Below are 16,073 nucleotides of genomic sequence, written 5' to 3'. Positions count from 1 at the left end.
ATAAAAACCTCTCAATGAGATTAATCCCCTGCCGTCTGTTTCTCTCGGGAAGGAATAGCACAGAAACCCTGGGACTCAACACCCAGGGCAGTATTGAATTTACTGGACATGTTTTGAAAAGCAATTAAACCTGTAAGCTCAATAATGGCCTCTTCATCAAAATGGCGGCGCAGTTGCTCGAAATGTTCCTCAGCAGGCTGCCGCTCCTGGTAAGTCATCGCCTCTGCATAGGCTAATGCCGCTTGTTCCCGATCACTGAACAAGGGGTTTGTCTTAAATTCGGAGAGCGCCACCAGTTTGTCTGAATCAAGACTACGCTGGAGCACAATGGCGGAATTAAGATCAACGCAAAAAGCACAGTGGTTGATCTGGGAGACACGCACCATCACCAGCGAGCGCAGTTGAGGATCGATGGGTGAGGAGCGGCGTTCAAAAGCCCGATAAAGAAGTACGAAAGGCATAAACACTTTAGGGATGCGTCCCCACAGGCGAGCGCTTTCAAATACAGCCCCATAATGGCGTTTTTGCATCCAAAATAACAGCCGTATATACCATGGAAACCGATACTCAGGTGGGGTTGAAATAACAGGCATGGCTGAACTCCTTAGTTATACTAAAATTTAGAAAGCAATGTTCTTTTTCATAACCTCTTCACCTAAAGGTAAAGAGGAATAAATGGTGATTGGCTAGGATAACCACAATGTTCCCTACGATATGCTTTACCCTCATCATGCTCTTAGTTCTCCCAGCTAATGGTGATGCTATTGAACCATCCCTACCACTTCCAAAATCCATGAAAGCCACAGTGGATGAACAGGGTGTACAGCATATTTCCATTATTGCTGGCAGCTATTTCTTCCGGCCTAAGCATGTCCTTGTGGAAGTCAATAAACCGGTAAAGCTTTCAGTGGCAAAAGAACCCGGCCTCATTCCTCATAGCTTTGTTATCCAAGCGCCAGAAGCGGGTATCTCCATCAATATCTCTTTAGATACAGAGCCTAAAATAGTGACATTTACTCCCATCAGGACAGGCCGATTTACCTTTTACTGCGATAATCAACTTCTCTTCTTCGAAAGTCACCGGGAAAAAGGGATGACTGGAGTTCTGGAGGTGGTGTACACAGAGTAGCCGCCCCCTAAAACAAGGTTTAACGAAGATAAGCTTCGGCAGCATAACGCCGCATCATCCGGTGGCTGTTAAAAAAGGAAGCGTTTTTAGATATCGTCCCTTTCATCACAGCAATCCAACCGTTGCTATCCTTAAAATAAAGAGGCAAGACGACTTGCTCCAATTTTTGATACAGCAAAGCCGATTCCTCTTCTCCTTCCTTGCCATCGCCAATGGCCCAGCCGGTGATCCCCTCAATACACCCTTCAATCCACCAGCCATCAAGCACACTCAAACTAGGAACGCCATTAAGGGCGGCTTTCATCCCGCTGGTGCCTGAAGCCTCCAAGGGAGGTAAAGGCGTATTGAGCCAGACATCCACCCCGGCCACCATTGTCAGTGCCAAATCCATCCCGTAATTGGGAAGAAAAGCAATGGGAATGCTATCCGCTAACTCCCGCTGGTGAGCATGGAGGAGATCAATCAAACGTTTACCCCCTTCATCCTTGGGATGGGCTTTGCCGGCCAATACGATTTGGAAGGGTTGCTGCCGGGCTATGGCCTGCAATCGCTCTATGTCGGTAAACAACAAGTCCGGACGCTTGTAGGTAGTCATTCGCCGGGCAAAACCTAGAATAGGAAGCGCCGGATCGAGCGCTATCTGAGTATCCTCTTTAACGGTTTTAATAAGCTGTTGTTTAGCCTCTTGATGGGCCTTCCAAATGGCTTCATCAGCAATGCAACATTCCGCCCGGGCCAGAAGTTCCGGTTCATGGCACCAACCTGGCAGATAGGTATCATAGAGTTTGGCAAAACTCGGATGAGTCCAGGTGAAAGGATGAACTCCATTGGTGACGGACTTGACCCGATAGCCGGGAAACATCTTTCGGGACAACTCCGCATGGCGCTTAGCCACCCCATTGACATACTCGCTCAAATTCAGCGCCAGGCGGGTCATGTTAAGGTTTTCTTTCCCCGCCAAGAGTTTCAAAGTGGCCAAATCAATAAAATCACCCAGGACCTGCTGAACCAGATCATAGGAAAATTTGTCATGCCCCGCCTCCACCGGCGTATGGGTCGTGAAATTACACAGATCCCTCACCCGGGGAAGATTATAGGGAGACTCACCGGGGCGGAGTTCCTCCTTCGGATAGGCATAGCGTCGGAGCAACTCCAGTGCCAACAGCGCTGCATGGCCCTCGTTCAAATGATACTCCCGGATCTGGAAACCCAACGCTTGCAACATCCGGACCCCGCCAATACCTAAAATGATTTCTTGCTTGAGCCGATAGGTGCTATCCCCCCCATAAAGCGTGTGGGTAAGCCGCCGGTCCTCAGCGCTGTTTTCATCCAGATCGGTGTCGAGAAGGATCACCGGCTGCTGGCCGTTCATATGCCCTTTCAGCACATACAGCCAAGCCCCGATCCACACCATTTTGCCTTCTATGGGCACGGCAATTTTAGCATCGAGCGGCGTAGCCCAATCCTCTGGCTGCCAGGGATCGGGATGTTCTATTTGCTGGCCCTTGGTGTTAATTTCCTGGTGACAATAACCGGCCCGGCTGACCAAGCTGACGGTCACCAGCGGCAATTCTAGGTCGGCTGCCGAGCGGACTGTGTCCCCCGCTAAAACCCCTAGACCACCGCTGTAAATAGGGATCTCATTGCGCAGGGCAATTTCCATGGAAAAATAGGCAATGCGCTCTTCATCCACAAACTCATCCAAAATATGCATAATTGAACTCCTCCTTTATTTCCAGTTTTTAGCGGAATGTCTAGTCCCATTTGCCAAGAAACGCTAACAAGAAGTTGCGATTTTAAGATTATTAGGGTTATAGGATAAGATTAAGCTCCAAAACCTAGAATTCTCGGGAGATCAGCAGCTAGATATCGAGGGAGTGCTTAAAATACCGGTCATGACACGCTGATAAGGAGAGAGAATTCCATGGGATCACAACAGCAAACCAATACCGCTGAACTCACACCTAACCGAGAAAAATTCATTGGGTGGATGGTTATTGGGTGGGTCGTGGCGGGGGCAATTGGCATTGTCCTCAGTTGGGCCTTTGGCGATAGCCTCATCGGGGATGCCATGGGATGGGTCATTGGCGGAACCATCGGTGGTTTAGTGACAGGATATGCCTTAACACTGATCAAAGCTCCCGTTCAGGGCAAGCAAGTTACCGTACTGGCCCTGGGCTGGGCCATTAACTTAGCCTTTTTCGAAGCCATTGTTGGCGCCCTTGGAGAGACCTTAAACATGGCACTTAGTTGGCCCCTGGGCTGGGCTATCGCTGGCGCTATCGGGGGATGGGTGACCGGCTATGCATTAACCTTGCAGCAATCCCATCTCCAGAAAAAACAGCTCGCCCTGATGATTCTGGGCATTACCATGGGCTGGGCCATCGGCGGAACGATTGCTGGGGCCATGGGAGATGCTCTTAGTTGGACCATCGGCTGGGCTATCGTTGGAGCGACTCACGGTGGCATGCTACTTTGGTGTTTCAATCCACCTAAATTTAACTTCAGAGCATAGTTTCATTGTACTCCAGGGCTATTCTCTCTAACCTTCCACTTTATTGCCCAATGGGAAGGGGTGCTATTCCTGGGCGACTATCTGGCCTATACCGTCTACCTGCTCCTATATCCCCTGCAACACAGTGCTTTGGAAACCTATAAATTCTACTATGCTTGATTTTGTGATGCCCCTTGCCGCCATCACTTTGCTGGTACTGGTAATAAGGGCCCGACGGAAACCTTAAGGAGGTAGCCAATAACCATCCTTATCGCTGAACGGCAGGGAACCAGCAATAGCAGGCCGAGCAAAAATCAACAGGAGAACGGTATGGATGAGACAACCACGCAACCCCAGACAGACCCTCCCTCAGTGTCCAGCCACCCAGATACCTTTACCTGCCCCATGCATCCGGAAGTCCAGGAAGAGGCCCCAGGAGCCTGCCCTAAATGCGGCATGGGCCTGGAGCGGGAAAGCCCAGTAAGCACCGAAACGCGCACCGAATACACCTGCCCCATGCACCTGGAGATAGTGCAAAACGAGCCAGGGGAATGCCCCATCTGTGGGATGGCCCTGGAGCCGCGCACCATCACTCTTGAGGAGGAACGTAACCCGGAACTGGAAGATATGTCCCGGCGCTTTTGGGTCAGTGTAGCGCTGGCGGTGCCGCTGGTTATCATTGCCATGGGAGATGTCATCCCGGGAGAGTTTCCTGAAAATTTAGCCACACCACGAACGCTTAATTTTATCGAATTGCTGCTGGCTACCCCTATTGTGCTCTGGGGTGGCTGGCCCTTTCTGGTTCGAGGTTGGCACTCCGTATTCAACCCTAACCTTAGTTTGCCCACCTTACTGCTCCGCCTCGGCCTATGGGTTTGCATACTTCTCGCCGTCCCGCTGGTTATTATGGCCCTCGGGGATGTGGTTCCCGGGCCTTTTCCCGAAAACCTGATCGCTTCCCCCTATCTCATACCGATCGAATTAGCTCTCGCCACCGCCATTGTACTCTGGAGCAGTTGGCCTCCCCTGGTCCGCAGTTGGCAATCTGCGTTTGACTTAAATCTTAATATGTTTACCCTGATCAGCCTAGGGGTGGTTGTTGCCTATTCCTATAGCATTGTGGCCACCCTATTCCCAGGCTTATTCCCCCCCTCCTTTCAGGACGAAAGCGGCCAAGTCAATGTCTATTTTGAGGCGGCTGGGGTCATTGTAACCCTGGTGTTGGTAGGTCAGGTATTAGAACTCAAGGCCCGGAGCCGGACCAGGGGCGCAATTAAGTCCTTGTTAGGATTAGCCCCCAAAACGGCCCGGCGAATTCGGGTCGATGGTGTTGAAGAAGATGTTCCCTTGGATCAAATCCAACCAGGGGATCGCCTTCGGGTCCGCCCCGGAGAAAAAATACCGGTTGACGGAGTCGTTGTGGAAGGCTCAAGTTCCATAGATGAATCCATAATTACGGGTGAGCCTATTCCCGTGGAGAAGACCCCCGGTGATCGAGTTATTGGCGCAACTGTCAACAGCACCGGCGGGCTTGAAATCGAAGCCCAGCGGGTAGGGGCCGAGACGATGTTAGCGCAAATTGTGCAAATGGTGAGTGAGGCCCAGCGCAGCCGGGCCCCTATCCAGAGACTTGCCGATCAGGTCGCGGCCTATTTTGTCCCGGCGGTGGTGGCGATCGCCATCCTCACCTTCATTATCTGGGGCTTCATCGGCCCAGAGCCTAAGATGGCTTATGCCTTGGTCAATAGCGTTGCCGTCCTCATTATCGCCTGTCCCTGTGCCCTAGGGCTGGCGACCCCCATGTCTATTATGGTCGCCATGGGGAAAGGGGCGACTTCCGGAGTGTTGTTCAAAAATGCCGAGGCCATTGAGATCATGCGCAAGGTCGATACCCTGGTCATCGATAAAACAGGAACATTAACCGAAGGCAAGCCGAAAGTCAGCCAAGTGATTTCCGCAGAAGGATTTGAAGAAGCAGAGATTCTGCGCCTAGGAGCCAGCCTAGAGCGGGCCAGCGAACATCCCCTGGCGGCCGCTATTGTCAATAGCGCCGAAGAGAAAGGGCTCAAATTGGCCTCTACCCACCATTTTCAGTCATCCACTGGCAAGGGAGTCACGGGCAAAGTGGAGGGCCGCCAAGTCGCTATTGGCAATCTCAAACTACTGGAAGAATTGGATCTGGATCCGGGTCCTCTCTCTGAGCGGGCTGAGGCCCTGCGGACAGAAGGTCAAACGGTAATGTTTGTTGCCATTGATCAGAAACCCGTTGGCCTCATTGGGGTGGCTGATCCCATTAAAGCAACCACACCAGAGGCAATCGACGCTCTTCACGATGAAGGCGTCCAAGTGGTCATGGTGACTGGCGATAATCAAACGACTGCAGAGGCAGTGGCTCGGAAGCTTAGAATCCAGCGAGTGGAAGCCGAAATTCTACCGGATCGCAAAGTGGCAATGGTTAAAGAACTCCAGGAAGAAGGCCGGATCGTCGCCATGGCTGGAGACGGGATTAACGATGCCCCTGCCCTTGCCCAGGCCCATATTGGCATCGCCATGGGAACCGGCACAGATGTTGCTTTGGAAAGTGCCGGAGTGACCCTGGTAAAAGGAGATCTAGGTGGGATTGTCCGAGCGCGGCGCTTAAGCGAAGGGACCATGCGAAATATCAAACAAAATCTGTTCTTTGCCTTTGTTTATAATTCTCTGGGGGTCCCTATTGCCGCTGGTGTGTTGTATCCTTTCTCTGGACTGTTGCTATCGCCTATTATTGCTGCCACTGCTATGAGCTTTAGCTCAATTTCAGTGATAAGCAATGCCTTGCGCTTACGCACTGTTCAACTATAAAACAATAGATTAGCTTTGGGAGAGGCCAATAAAAATGAAATTGTCCCTTAAAAGAATAATTCGACATTCATTCCTGCTCTTGCTGCTCATGCTAGGGGTAGAACCTCCTTTCTCTTATGCCGCCAGTAAGATGTATTGTTCTATATATACTAAAACCGCCGTTGCCCAGAACGCGCAAAACATTAAAAATAATTGTGGCTATACTGGGCCCCGGTGGAACTCTGACCCTGAACATCACAAGGAATGGTGCCTGAATGCATCAGCCCAAGCTGCACAAGGGGAAGATCTCGCGCGCATAGGCCAACTGGCTAAATGCCCAGGAGTTCAATTTCCCACAGGTGCTGATAAGCGTTGTAACATGTACAGCATTGTCTCTATAGGGCAAAATAAGGCTAACCTTTCCACTGGATGCGAATTGTCTGGTCCCACCTGGAACGCTAACTACATCCACCATTACAGCTGGTGTCTCAACGCCTCGCAAGAACTCACTAACGCCCAAATAACAGCACGGCAACGGGAACTGGATAAATGCGTTCAGTAAAATCTAAAACTGGCTTGCACTCACGGTATAATAATTAATCCACCATGATATCAACGCTCAATGGATTGCAGTAAAGAACGTCACGGATGTTGCATTCACCACCCGGGATAGGAGAGCAACTTCAACAACTTGGAACGGCAGAGTTCCAGCGCCTGCTGGATAAACTCCCAGCAGGCGCCTACATGTGCGACTCCAATGGCCTGATCACTTACTTTAACCAGCGAGCCGTTGAACTTTGGGGGCGAGTACCGAAGTTAAACGATGCCGAAGACCGATTCTGCGGCTCCTTTAAGCTGTTTTCCCATGATGGTTCGCCGATTCGCCACGATCAGTGCTGGATGGCATTGGCACTCTATACAGAGACGGAATATAACGGACGCGAAATTATCATCGAGCGCCCAGACGGCCACCGTCTCACCGCCGAGGCCCACGCCAACCCCCTTTACGACGATTCCGGAACACTCCTCGGAGCAGTGAACGTTCTCGTGGATATCACCGCTCGGAAGCAAGCTGAAGAAGAACAGCGCCAGATGCAAGCGAAACTAGCGCATATGGAACGGCTTAGCCTGGCGGGAGGAATGGCCGCAGGACTGGCCCATGAACTCAATCAACCCTTGGCCGCCATCGTCACCTATAGCCAAGCCTGCCTTAATCTGCTGCGCTCGGGAAAAATAGGTACCCACAAACTCATCAAAATCATGGAACAAATAGTTGAACAAGGGCAACGAGCCGGCAAAATTACCCACCGCTTCAAGGATCTCACGGATAAAACAACGCGGCAATGGATACCCGTGAACCTCAATGCACTTATTAGTGAAATAACAACCCTTATAGAAGCCAAGATACAGGAGCGAAAAGTTAACCTAAGGCTTGATTTGGCTGATTCGCTACCTCCAGTTGAGGCTGACCCCCTCCAACTCCAACAAGTCTTAGTTAACTTGATACAAAATAGTCTTGAGGCTATGAGTGATATTGAAGTCCATCAGCGGAGGTTGATCATTGGAACCGCTCAGCCAGCAAACGGTGCCATCGAAGTCACGGTGCGCGACAGTGGCCCAGGGCTTGCTACGGAAATTATGGAACAACTGTTTCAACCCTTCGTCACTACCAAGCCCGATAGTATGGGGCTAGGACTGTCAATCAGCAAATCCATCATTGAAGCCCACGGAGGCCAATTATGGATAACCTCCAACCCCAGGGAAGGCAGCACATTCCACTTTACCTTACCCTGACCGTACTTCACCCACCTTCCTCACTAGAGGTATTACCACCGTTCATCAAACCGGTATAAACTCGTACTGCGTGCTGAGGCATGGGCTGCCTTGACATCCTCCCCTCCCTAAAGGAAGGGGATTCCTCCCGCGAGACGCTGATGCCCCAGCGCGAGAATGTTCATGGCTGCGTTCACGTCTCGGTTGTGATGCGCTCCACACTCAGAGCATGACCATTCTCTTATTCCAAGTCCTGCCCTACCTTTCGGACCACTGTTGCTGAGATAGCCACAGCACGAACAGGCTTGGGTAGTGTAAGTACCTATGAATAAGATATTATGTAGTGCATCCTTGCGCCTATTCTTTATCTTTGCGTAATTTCATGGGAAAATCGTGGATCTTCCAGCCAGCCTCCATCTGCCGGCATTTAGCCTTGGAGGTCGCGCTTTTTCTGCTCGAATTCCTCCCGGTCAATCTCGCCTTGCGCATAGCGCTCTTTCAAAATCTCCAAAGCGGTCTTTTCAGCGCGCCGATCCCGGTTTGAAGAAGCCTTCACCAGCCACTTTGCTAAAGCGATTATCCCGAGAATGATCAAAATCCAAAACAACAGCATGAATAACCAGCCGAGCCCCATCCCCCAACCAAAATGGTCCATCTCTCCCATCATGATCTGTCTCCCCTTCAGCTATGGCTATAATAGCGATAGCAATAAATAACATGATCCATGAATAAGCTTCTATGTAGGCACTCAGTGCTAAAAAGCGCCTACTACCCTAAATCGCCACTCAATTAACGATTTCAATAAGCTTCTTACTTTCTAGCCTGCAGAGCGGGTAGCTTTGTGGTGTTTACGCCGGGCGATGGCTTCAAAAATTTCGCCAGGCTGGATGGCCTCCTCGCTATGCATCACCCGATCATAGAGATCCTCGGGAAGCACCCGTAGCACCGTCATTAACCCTTTTACGCCCTCATGCCATTGCTTGCGCATGCCGCGAGTTTCACGCCGGCCCGTGATTTTATGCATCACCTTAGCGCTCATCTCCATTCCCTGCATTTTTTGCGGGTAACCGGGTACCTCAAAAGGGGCAGTCTCAAACGAGCCCTCCACCGGCGGCCGGTTAGGTAATGCGGCCAGGTAACGAGATACATCGACATCCTGCCGAATACGTGGCCCGACTTGCTTAGTCATATGATTCATCATATGGTGTGTCATGTGGCAGTGAAAGATCCAATCGCCGGGATTGAAGGCGATAAATTCAAAATCCTGGGCCACGGCCACGGCCGTCAAGGTGGTATTCCTGGGGATCCAGGCACTGGGAGGGATACGCCCCGCCTCAGTACCCGTTAGCCAAAAAGTATGGCCATGGAGATGAATGGGATGATGTTGCATGGGACTAAAATCCATCAGCCGTATCCGCACCCGCTCGCCGTGCTTGCATACTAGCGGTGTGGTGTAGGGGCCACTGCGCCCATTAATGGTATGCCAATTCCAATTCATGGCCATGGAATCAGGCGTAGCGGTATTTGGGGAGATAAAGAAGTTCTGGAAGATCAGACCAAAATCCCGGTCTACCGGGGGATCGTAAGCTATCCGCGGGTGAATGATAAAAAAGCCCGCCATCCCAAAGGCTTCCTGCATGGCGATATGGGAATGATAAAAGAATGTTCCCGCCTGATGCAGATCGTACTCATAGACATAGGTTTCTCCCGGCGGAATCAAATTCTGGGTGAGGCCAGGCACCCCATCGAACTGCACTGGCAATTCCAACCCGTGCCAATGCACCGTGGTGGGTTCAGGCAACTCATTGTGCACCACAAAGCGGACCCGATCACCCTGGTAGGCTTCAATGGTGGGCCCTGGTAGGCTACCATTATAGCCCCAGACATTCATGAAACGCCCTGGTAGAAACTCCCGCTTCACCGGTGTGCACCGGAGCTCAAACTCTTTGACGCCATTCACCATTCGCCAGGAAAGTTTTTCCAGATCAGGCGCTTCGAAAGGCACAGGCGGGAGACCGGATTTCCGTAATCCTGGCACCAATTTGCCCAAAAAGTGATCTGATTCGGGCGGGCCGCCAAAACTCGGATGGTAGCGAGAATAGCGTGAAAAGGAAGATGGGGTAGGCTCTGAAGCATTAGAAGCATGGGGTGCAGGTGCAGCGGCTGCTTCTTGCCCCCGCGCCTCCTTTCCTCCCAACGCCCCCGCTGCAACCGCAGCCGCGCTGGTAGCCAAGAATTGCCTGCGGCTTAACTTTTTCTTCATGGATGACGCCTCCTGGGCGCAGTGGTTGATTCGCCCAAGCACGCTGCTCGCGCTTATCGCGGTTTGGGTACAGCATCGATATGGCCTGGTGGCACCACATTGACTGGCGGTTCCAACCCACCACCGACCAAAAGAAAACCTTCAATAGCGACCTGGGCCTCCCGCCAAGCCACCAATCGGTTAATGTAGTTCAAGCGGCGGCGGAAAAAGTCGCGCTGTGCCTCCAGTACGTCAGGCCAGGCTTCCCGATCCGCTTGATAGCTCTTGAGGCGGGCGATATAGCGCTGCTTTGATTGCGGCAAGATCACGGCTTGGTATTCTTTTACATTTTGCATCGCCGTTCGAAACCGCCGGAACCAATCCGACAGGGATTGCCGTAACCTCAGTTCTGTACGGCGAACCTCATTGCGCTGGCGGCGTAAGTCCGCTTGAGCCTGCCGGAGGGTGCCTTGATTCCAATCAAAAAGGGGCACTTCAATAAAGGCCCTGACCCCATAGACAGTCTCTCTGGCATCAAAGTTTCGACCAGCAGACCCCTCGAGAAACAGGTTGGGAATGGGTTCCACCTTTTCACGCTGCACCATAATTTCATCGGCTTTCAGATTCGCATGCGCTGCCGCCAGCTCCGGGCTCTCTGTCAGCAACTGCTCAAGCACCTCTTCCCAGATGAAGAGGCTCAAGGGGCCTTCAAGTTCCCCAGTCACCTTCCCAAGGGGCTGGGGCAGGCCAATGGTCGCTCTGAGGGTTTCCTGCTCCATGTGCAAATCATTCTCCGCCTGCTGCACCTCCAGCACTTGCTCTTGGTGCAGCACGCGCACCTGATGAAGGTCGGCCTGATTGGCCTGCCCCACATTGAACATTTCCTGGACCGTCACCCGAGTATCCTCCGCCGTCTTGAGCAACTCTTTTTGAATCTCAAGTCTGCGAACAGCCCCCAGGGTCCGGTAAAATTGCATCCGCACGGCATTCATCACCCGATACATTTGGGCTACAGCGAGAAACTCCGCGGCGGAGGCGCGGGCTTGAAATTTTTCGCGGCTGAGACGCAGCTTTCCCGCCGTCACGATTTCCTGGCGGATAAAGCCCCCTTGAAACTCGCCCACTGTACCTTTCACGCCGATTTGCTCACCGACATAGCCCATAATGGGATTGGGATACAGCCCGGCCTGCAACGCCTTGGCGTGCTCGGATTTGACCTGGGCCTCAGCTTGAACCAAGGTGGGATTGTGCTGCCGTGCAAGCATTTCCAGCTCCCTTAAGGAGAGGGCCTCCAAGTGTCCTCTCGGGGAAGAATCGGGGCGGGTTTCCCTTCCTGCGGCCTGCTCCGGCAGTAATGAAGTGGCGATGACCCTATCTTCAGCCGCGGAAGGCGCGGGCGCTCCTTGCCAGGTTTTTCCACCCATGGTGTCACGGTCATAGCTCGCGCAACCGAGGTGCGCGGATATCAGCAGGCAGATAAGACCTATTCTGCCCATCCGCGAGCGGTTACACGCTATAGGGGAAGTACTTGCTTTTACTAAACACATAAGGAAAAAGCATTATTTTTTGACGTGCCAAAACACTTCTTCTATTTATTTAAGGATAGCAAATTCAATACTCCAGACAGTTTTAAGCTGCCGTAGCCCCATAGTTTTGCAGGGTTTCATAGGCGGGATGGGATTTTATCAAACTGAAGTCTAAACCTAACTTTTCAGAAAATCGTTGGAGCAGATGCGCGTTGAATTTACGGATTTTCCAGCTCATGATAGAAATGACGTGCCCCTGTGAGTTTGAAGCTTGCTGACGGTCTTCAAGTTTAAGCAGATTCAACACGGTCATGGCGGCATTGAAGTGAAAATGAAGGGCTTCTTTGCTTCGCGCCTGGCAGTCGGACAAGCCGGTAAATTGCTTAGCGTCACGAAATAGAAATTCGATTTGAAAACGGGCTTTGTAGTACCGATACATCTGCTCCGCAGAGAGTTCGGTATCGGTCGAAAATAGCAGAGCGGTCTGCAACCTGTGCCCATCTGGCTTGAGCAAATAGGTGATGCGGATCGTGCGTTTGAGCCCGACACTGTGGACGACTGTGGTGTAAATATAGACCCCCTCCATTTCCCGGACCCACTTAAGGCGGCTCAAGTCGTCAAATTGCACCTTGCCGTCGTACTGCCTGCGACGGCCCCGGGGTTTTTGTGGACCCTGGTAGAGATAGCGTAGGTTGGCGTCGTGGCGAAGCTTGCCGATCTGATGAAGACCGATGTCCACGACCCCATCAGTAAACTTCTTTTTGCTGTAATAGCCGTCGGTGACCAGGTAATCGATAACGCGTGCCGGTCTTCTCTGAGATGCTGCAAGTACCCATCCACTCGTGTTTCATCCGGATGCTCAGGGGGAGGCGTCTGGCGGGTGGAGAAGCTGTAGGCGGTAGCATATTCCACATCCACGAAGGCCAGCGTAGAGATTTCCAGACCCTTCTGGGCCCTATCGTGCGTGCTGTTGTAGAACTTATCCAAACCATAGGTGTGCCGACCACTTTTTTCACTAAAGCTGCAATCCATCACGGCAATAAGCCGGGTACGCTGCGCCAAAAGATCGGCTAAACACAGACGATTGAACTCGACAAAATCAAACGGTCGCCGGAACCACCGGGCGTACGTCTTCTCATTGAGTTGGCTATAACGGCTTAAATTACGAAAGGTGGCTTTGCCACGCAGACACATCCACGTCGTTAATAACACCTTCATCAACTTACGTTGCGCCGTGGAGAGACTGGACATTTGAGCTAAAAGGGTTTCTATTATCAATGTAGGGGCCTTTGGTTATCGTCAAAAAATGGCGTTGTCGTAGACACCATTTTCCGATACCAGCAGGCCCCTGCCTACAGCAACAAGGTATAAAAACTGTCCGAACTATTGAAATTGAAATGTGCTTTGAAGCGGCTGGGCCTCCAGCAGTTAAAAAGTCCTGCTACGATGCACGATGCAGCGTGTGAGTGCAATGTGGGGTCAGCGAAAAGGGAAGGGAAGGTATTGATGAGAATACTTGCAGTTGTTGGAGCGTTAGCCATCTTTACAGCTCTCTTTTTTTCTGTGGTAGTTTTTTCAGGTTATTTCAATGTAGCCGCCACCGAGCCGCATACGCCTCCTGGCCGTTGGCTTCTCAGCACTACCATGACACAATCCGTGCGCTATCATGCGCAAGCTATCAAAGCCCCTCCACTTGGGGAGGCTGTACAGCTAGCCGACGGGTTTCGTCACTACCAGGCCCATTGTGAAACATGTCATGGAGCGCCCGGCGTGCCTCCAGGAAAAGTTGGCAAGGGTCTCACCCCTGAGCCGCCTGAGCTGGATGAAGCCGCTTCTCACTGGTCCGCTGAGGAATTATTTTGGATTATTAAACATGGGATCCGGATGACAGGGATGCCCGCCTGGGGCGTTTCCTTCTCAGAGGAGAAGCTCTGGGCCTTGGTCGCCTTTGTTCAGGAGCTGCCCGAGATAACCCCTGCTGACTATCAGAAAATGGCGGCTTCGATAGAACATGGCGCTCACAAAAAAGCGCCTAGCGCACATTGACCGTTCATTTCCTTGAGGAGAGTGCCTAAATTACCCTATCCATAGGCGTGCTAAAGGGATGCACCTCTTGAGTTCAAATATCCATATCCAAGACCGATTGGCGCGTGTCGACCCCGTGAGCCTCTGCTTTAAGGTCCCGCCGCAGGGCATGTATATGATCCTTATCGCCAATCGCCCGCCGCACGCGGTCGGCGTGGGTCCCGCCCAGCGCCGCCTCACCGCCCTGAGCATACAGCTGCAGATGGATAGCGCTGTTAATCAGGGCAAGGTGAGTGAAACCTTGCGGGAAATTCCCAAGGAACGCCTCGTCTGCGGGGTCAATCTCTTCTGCGTATAACCCAACGTCATTAGCCTTGGCCAGCAGGCGCTCGAACAGGGCACGCGCCTCCTCCGCCCGACCGAGGGCCAAGAGGGCGTCGACGAGCCAGAAACTACAGATGAGAAAGGCGCCCTCCGTGCCCGGCAACCCATCGGGTGCCAAATAGCGGTGAACGTAGTCCCCCACGCGCAACCGCCGCTCGATGGCCGCGACCGTACGCACAAGGATAGCCCGGTCGATGGGCACATCCAGCAGGGGAACGAGCAGGAACGCAGCGTCCATATCGCGGTAGTCGAAAGCCTGGATGAGGTGAGTGCCCTCCGGGTCGATGCCACGCTCAAGGATAGTCGTTAGCACGGCGTTGCGTGCCCTCTCCCAGTGGGGATTCGGACCTAGCAGGCGGATAGCTCGGTCAAGCGCCACCCAAGACATAATCTTGCTGTGAACGTGGTGGCGCAGCTCACTCCGCATCTCCCAGATGCCCTGATCCGGATCCATCCAATGGGTGGCGGTGTAATCGGCTGCGCCGCGGATTATCTCCTCAAGCGTAGAATCGATAGGTTGGCCAAGTGCATGATAGAGGAGTGCCCAGTTAGCAAGCTCGCCATAGATATCCGCCTGCCGCTGGCGGTAGGCAGCGTTACCGATCCGGACTGGCTGACTGCCCCGATAGCCGTTAAGGTGGATGAGCTCGCGCTCAGTAAGCTTGGTTTCGCCGCCAATTCCATACAAAACCTGCAAATTGGGCAGCGTCGAGCGCACGCAGCACTGGCACAGAAACTCGCAGAAGCGGCGTGCTTCACCGCTATAGCCGAGCGCCACCAGTGCGTGCAGGATAAAGGTGGAGTCGCGCAGCCAGCTAAAACGGTAGTCCCAGTTCCGAGTACCGCCCAGCGCTTCGGGAAGCGAGGTTGTCGGGGCGGCGATAATCGCGCCCGTCGGTGCGAAGGTCAGCAGTTTAAGAAGTAAGGCGCTACGTTGTACCCTCTCCGCGTAGGGGCCACGATAGCGGCAGCGGCCGCACCACTCCTGCCAGAAAGCGCAGGTGACCGCAAGCAGCCGATCCGTGTGGTTGACCGGGGAGGCGATTGCAGCAGGGGCGATAACGAAGGCCCGTCGCTCGCCGGCCTTGATTTCAACGGTCGTATCCATGACTGCTTTCCCCTCGGGTGAGCCGTCCTCTGTGTAGAGAAGGTACTCCGTAACCCCACTCTTGCGCCGTGCGGCATCAAGGGACGCCGTGCCGTCGAAGGGTATCTCCGCCTGGCGATACTGAATGCGCAAGGCGACGTGGCCTTCAAGGCCCTCGACGATGCGCACCAGCCAACCTGGCGCCTTAAGAGTGACGTAATCCTCGGCCCCCGCTTCGGGGGCACGGCCAACCGGCATGAAGTCGGTGACGGCGACGCGACCACCCGAGGCCGTGAAGGTCGTGCGCAGAATATTCGTGCCAGGAAGATACGCCCGTTTGGCAGTCATCTCTCCCGCTGGACGGATCGCGAAAAAGGCCCCTTGGGCCGCATCGAGCAGACGCCAGAGCACAGGCACAGCATCAAAGCGACCCAAACAGCACCAGTCGATCGAACCGTCACGGGTAACGAGCGCAGTGCCGTGGCAATCACCGATTATTGCGTAATCGCGGATGGGCCGGTCATTGGTGCAGTTTCCATTATTGTGTTCGGATAGGTTCATCGCCTCAGCCGCCCTCGCAGAAGGAAGAGTAA

General features: G+C 53.0%; 15 protein-coding genes and 1 pseudogene. 7 read left to right on the top strand and 9 right to left on the bottom strand.

The genetic code is table 11. The annotated features are described in order from the left end of the window. Positions 1-20 precede the first annotated feature (20 nt). Positions 21-593, bottom strand: a complete 573-nt coding sequence (locus E3U44_RS12110; RefSeq protein ID WP_134358435.1) for a carboxymuconolactone decarboxylase family protein — start codon at positions 591-593, stop codon at positions 21-23. A gap of 107 nt (positions 594-700) precedes the next feature. On the opposite strand from E3U44_RS12110, the gene E3U44_RS12105 reads away from it, so the two are divergent. Further along, positions 701-1,129 (top strand): quinol oxidase, encoded by a 429-nt coding sequence (locus E3U44_RS12105; RefSeq protein WP_134358434.1) that lies wholly within the window; start codon positions 701-703, stop codon positions 1,127-1,129. Between the two features lie 19 nt (positions 1,130-1,148). Here the strand turns inward: E3U44_RS12105 and glgP are convergent, their stop codons facing one another. Next, complete coding sequence (gene glgP, locus E3U44_RS12100) at positions 1,149-2,843, bottom strand: alpha-glucan family phosphorylase (protein WP_206054778.1); 1,695 nt, start codon at positions 2,841-2,843, stop codon at positions 1,149-1,151. 210 nt (positions 2,844-3,053) lie between these two features. Here glgP and E3U44_RS12095 point away from each other — a divergent pair, with 210 nt between their 5' ends. From E3U44_RS12095 to E3U44_RS12075, 4 genes are all read left to right on the top strand, one after another. Beyond that, positions 3,054-3,644 (top strand): hypothetical protein, encoded by a 591-nt coding sequence (locus E3U44_RS12095; RefSeq protein ID WP_134358433.1) that lies wholly within the window; start codon positions 3,054-3,056, stop codon positions 3,642-3,644. 309 nt (positions 3,645-3,953) lie between these two features. Then, positions 3,954-6,464, top strand: coding sequence for a copper-transporting P-type ATPase (locus tag E3U44_RS12085; RefSeq protein ID WP_134358432.1), 2,511 nt, complete (start codon positions 3,954-3,956; stop codon positions 6,462-6,464). Positions 6,465-6,498: 34 nt separating this feature from the next. Then, positions 6,499-7,005 (top strand): hypothetical protein, encoded by a 507-nt coding sequence (locus tag E3U44_RS12080; RefSeq protein ID WP_134358431.1) that lies wholly within the window; start codon positions 6,499-6,501, stop codon positions 7,003-7,005. Positions 7,006-7,091: 86 nt separating this feature from the next. Then, on the top strand, positions 7,092-8,237 hold the full coding sequence (locus E3U44_RS12075; RefSeq protein ID WP_134358430.1) for a PAS domain-containing sensor histidine kinase: 1,146 nt from the start codon (positions 7,092-7,094) through the stop codon (positions 8,235-8,237). A gap of 107 nt (positions 8,238-8,344) precedes the next feature. Here E3U44_RS12075 and E3U44_RS12070 read toward each other — a convergent pair whose 3' ends face one another. From E3U44_RS12070 to E3U44_RS19650, 5 genes are all read right to left on the bottom strand, one after another. Then, the gene (locus tag E3U44_RS12070) at positions 8,345-8,542 is read right to left on the bottom strand and encodes a transposase (RefSeq protein ID WP_240761826.1); all 198 of its coding nucleotides are present in this window, start codon (positions 8,540-8,542) and stop codon (positions 8,345-8,347) included. A 101-nt stretch (positions 8,543-8,643) separates the two neighbouring features. Beyond that, positions 8,644-8,883, bottom strand: a complete 240-nt coding sequence (locus E3U44_RS12065) for an SHOCT domain-containing protein (RefSeq protein WP_134358429.1) — start codon at positions 8,881-8,883, stop codon at positions 8,644-8,646. Positions 8,884-9,033: 150 nt separating this feature from the next. Beyond that, positions 9,034-10,479: a multicopper oxidase domain-containing protein gene (locus E3U44_RS12060; protein ID WP_134358428.1), complete on the bottom strand. Its 1,446-nt coding sequence runs from the start codon at positions 10,477-10,479 to the stop codon at positions 9,034-9,036. Between the two features lie 53 nt (positions 10,480-10,532). Continuing rightward, entirely contained in the window at positions 10,533-11,882 is a 1,350-nt protein-coding gene (locus tag E3U44_RS12055; protein ID WP_240761428.1) for a TolC family protein, read from the bottom strand. Positions 11,883-12,087: 205 nt separating this feature from the next. Beyond that, entirely contained in the window at positions 12,088-12,771 is a 684-nt protein-coding gene (locus E3U44_RS19650) for a transposase (protein WP_338040793.1), read from the bottom strand. A 719-nt stretch (positions 12,772-13,490) separates the two neighbouring features. Between E3U44_RS19650 and E3U44_RS12045 the strand changes: the two genes are divergently transcribed. Continuing rightward, positions 13,491-14,030, top strand: coding sequence for a c-type cytochrome (locus tag E3U44_RS12045; protein ID WP_134358426.1), 540 nt, complete (start codon positions 13,491-13,493; stop codon positions 14,028-14,030). Positions 14,031-14,103: 73 nt separating this feature from the next. On the opposite strand, the gene E3U44_RS20045 is transcribed toward E3U44_RS12045, so the two are convergent. Beyond that, the gene (locus E3U44_RS20045; RefSeq protein WP_420812620.1) at positions 14,104-15,408 is read right to left on the bottom strand and encodes a glycoside hydrolase family 15 protein; all 1,305 of its coding nucleotides are present in this window, start codon (positions 15,406-15,408) and stop codon (positions 14,104-14,106) included. Between E3U44_RS20045 and E3U44_RS20040 the strand changes: the two genes are divergently transcribed. After that, entirely contained in the window at positions 15,328-15,522 is a 195-nt protein-coding gene (locus E3U44_RS20040) for a hypothetical protein (RefSeq protein ID WP_240761855.1), read from the top strand. The genes E3U44_RS20045 and E3U44_RS20040 overlap by 81 nt on opposite strands. 258 nt (positions 15,523-15,780) lie before the next feature. On the opposite strand, the pseudogene E3U44_RS20665 reads toward E3U44_RS20040, so the two are convergent. Then, positions 15,781-16,041 (bottom strand): annotated as a pseudogene (locus E3U44_RS20665) (trehalase-like domain-containing protein); the annotation flags it as partial. Positions 16,042-16,073: the final 32 nt, after the last annotated feature.

Source organism: Nitrosococcus wardiae, from assembly GCF_004421105.1.
Lineage (GTDB): Bacteria > Pseudomonadota > Gammaproteobacteria > Nitrosococcales > Nitrosococcaceae > Nitrosococcus > Nitrosococcus wardiae.
The sequence above is the reverse complement of the archived record's forward strand: the minus strand, read 5'-3'. Positions and strand labels throughout refer to the sequence as shown.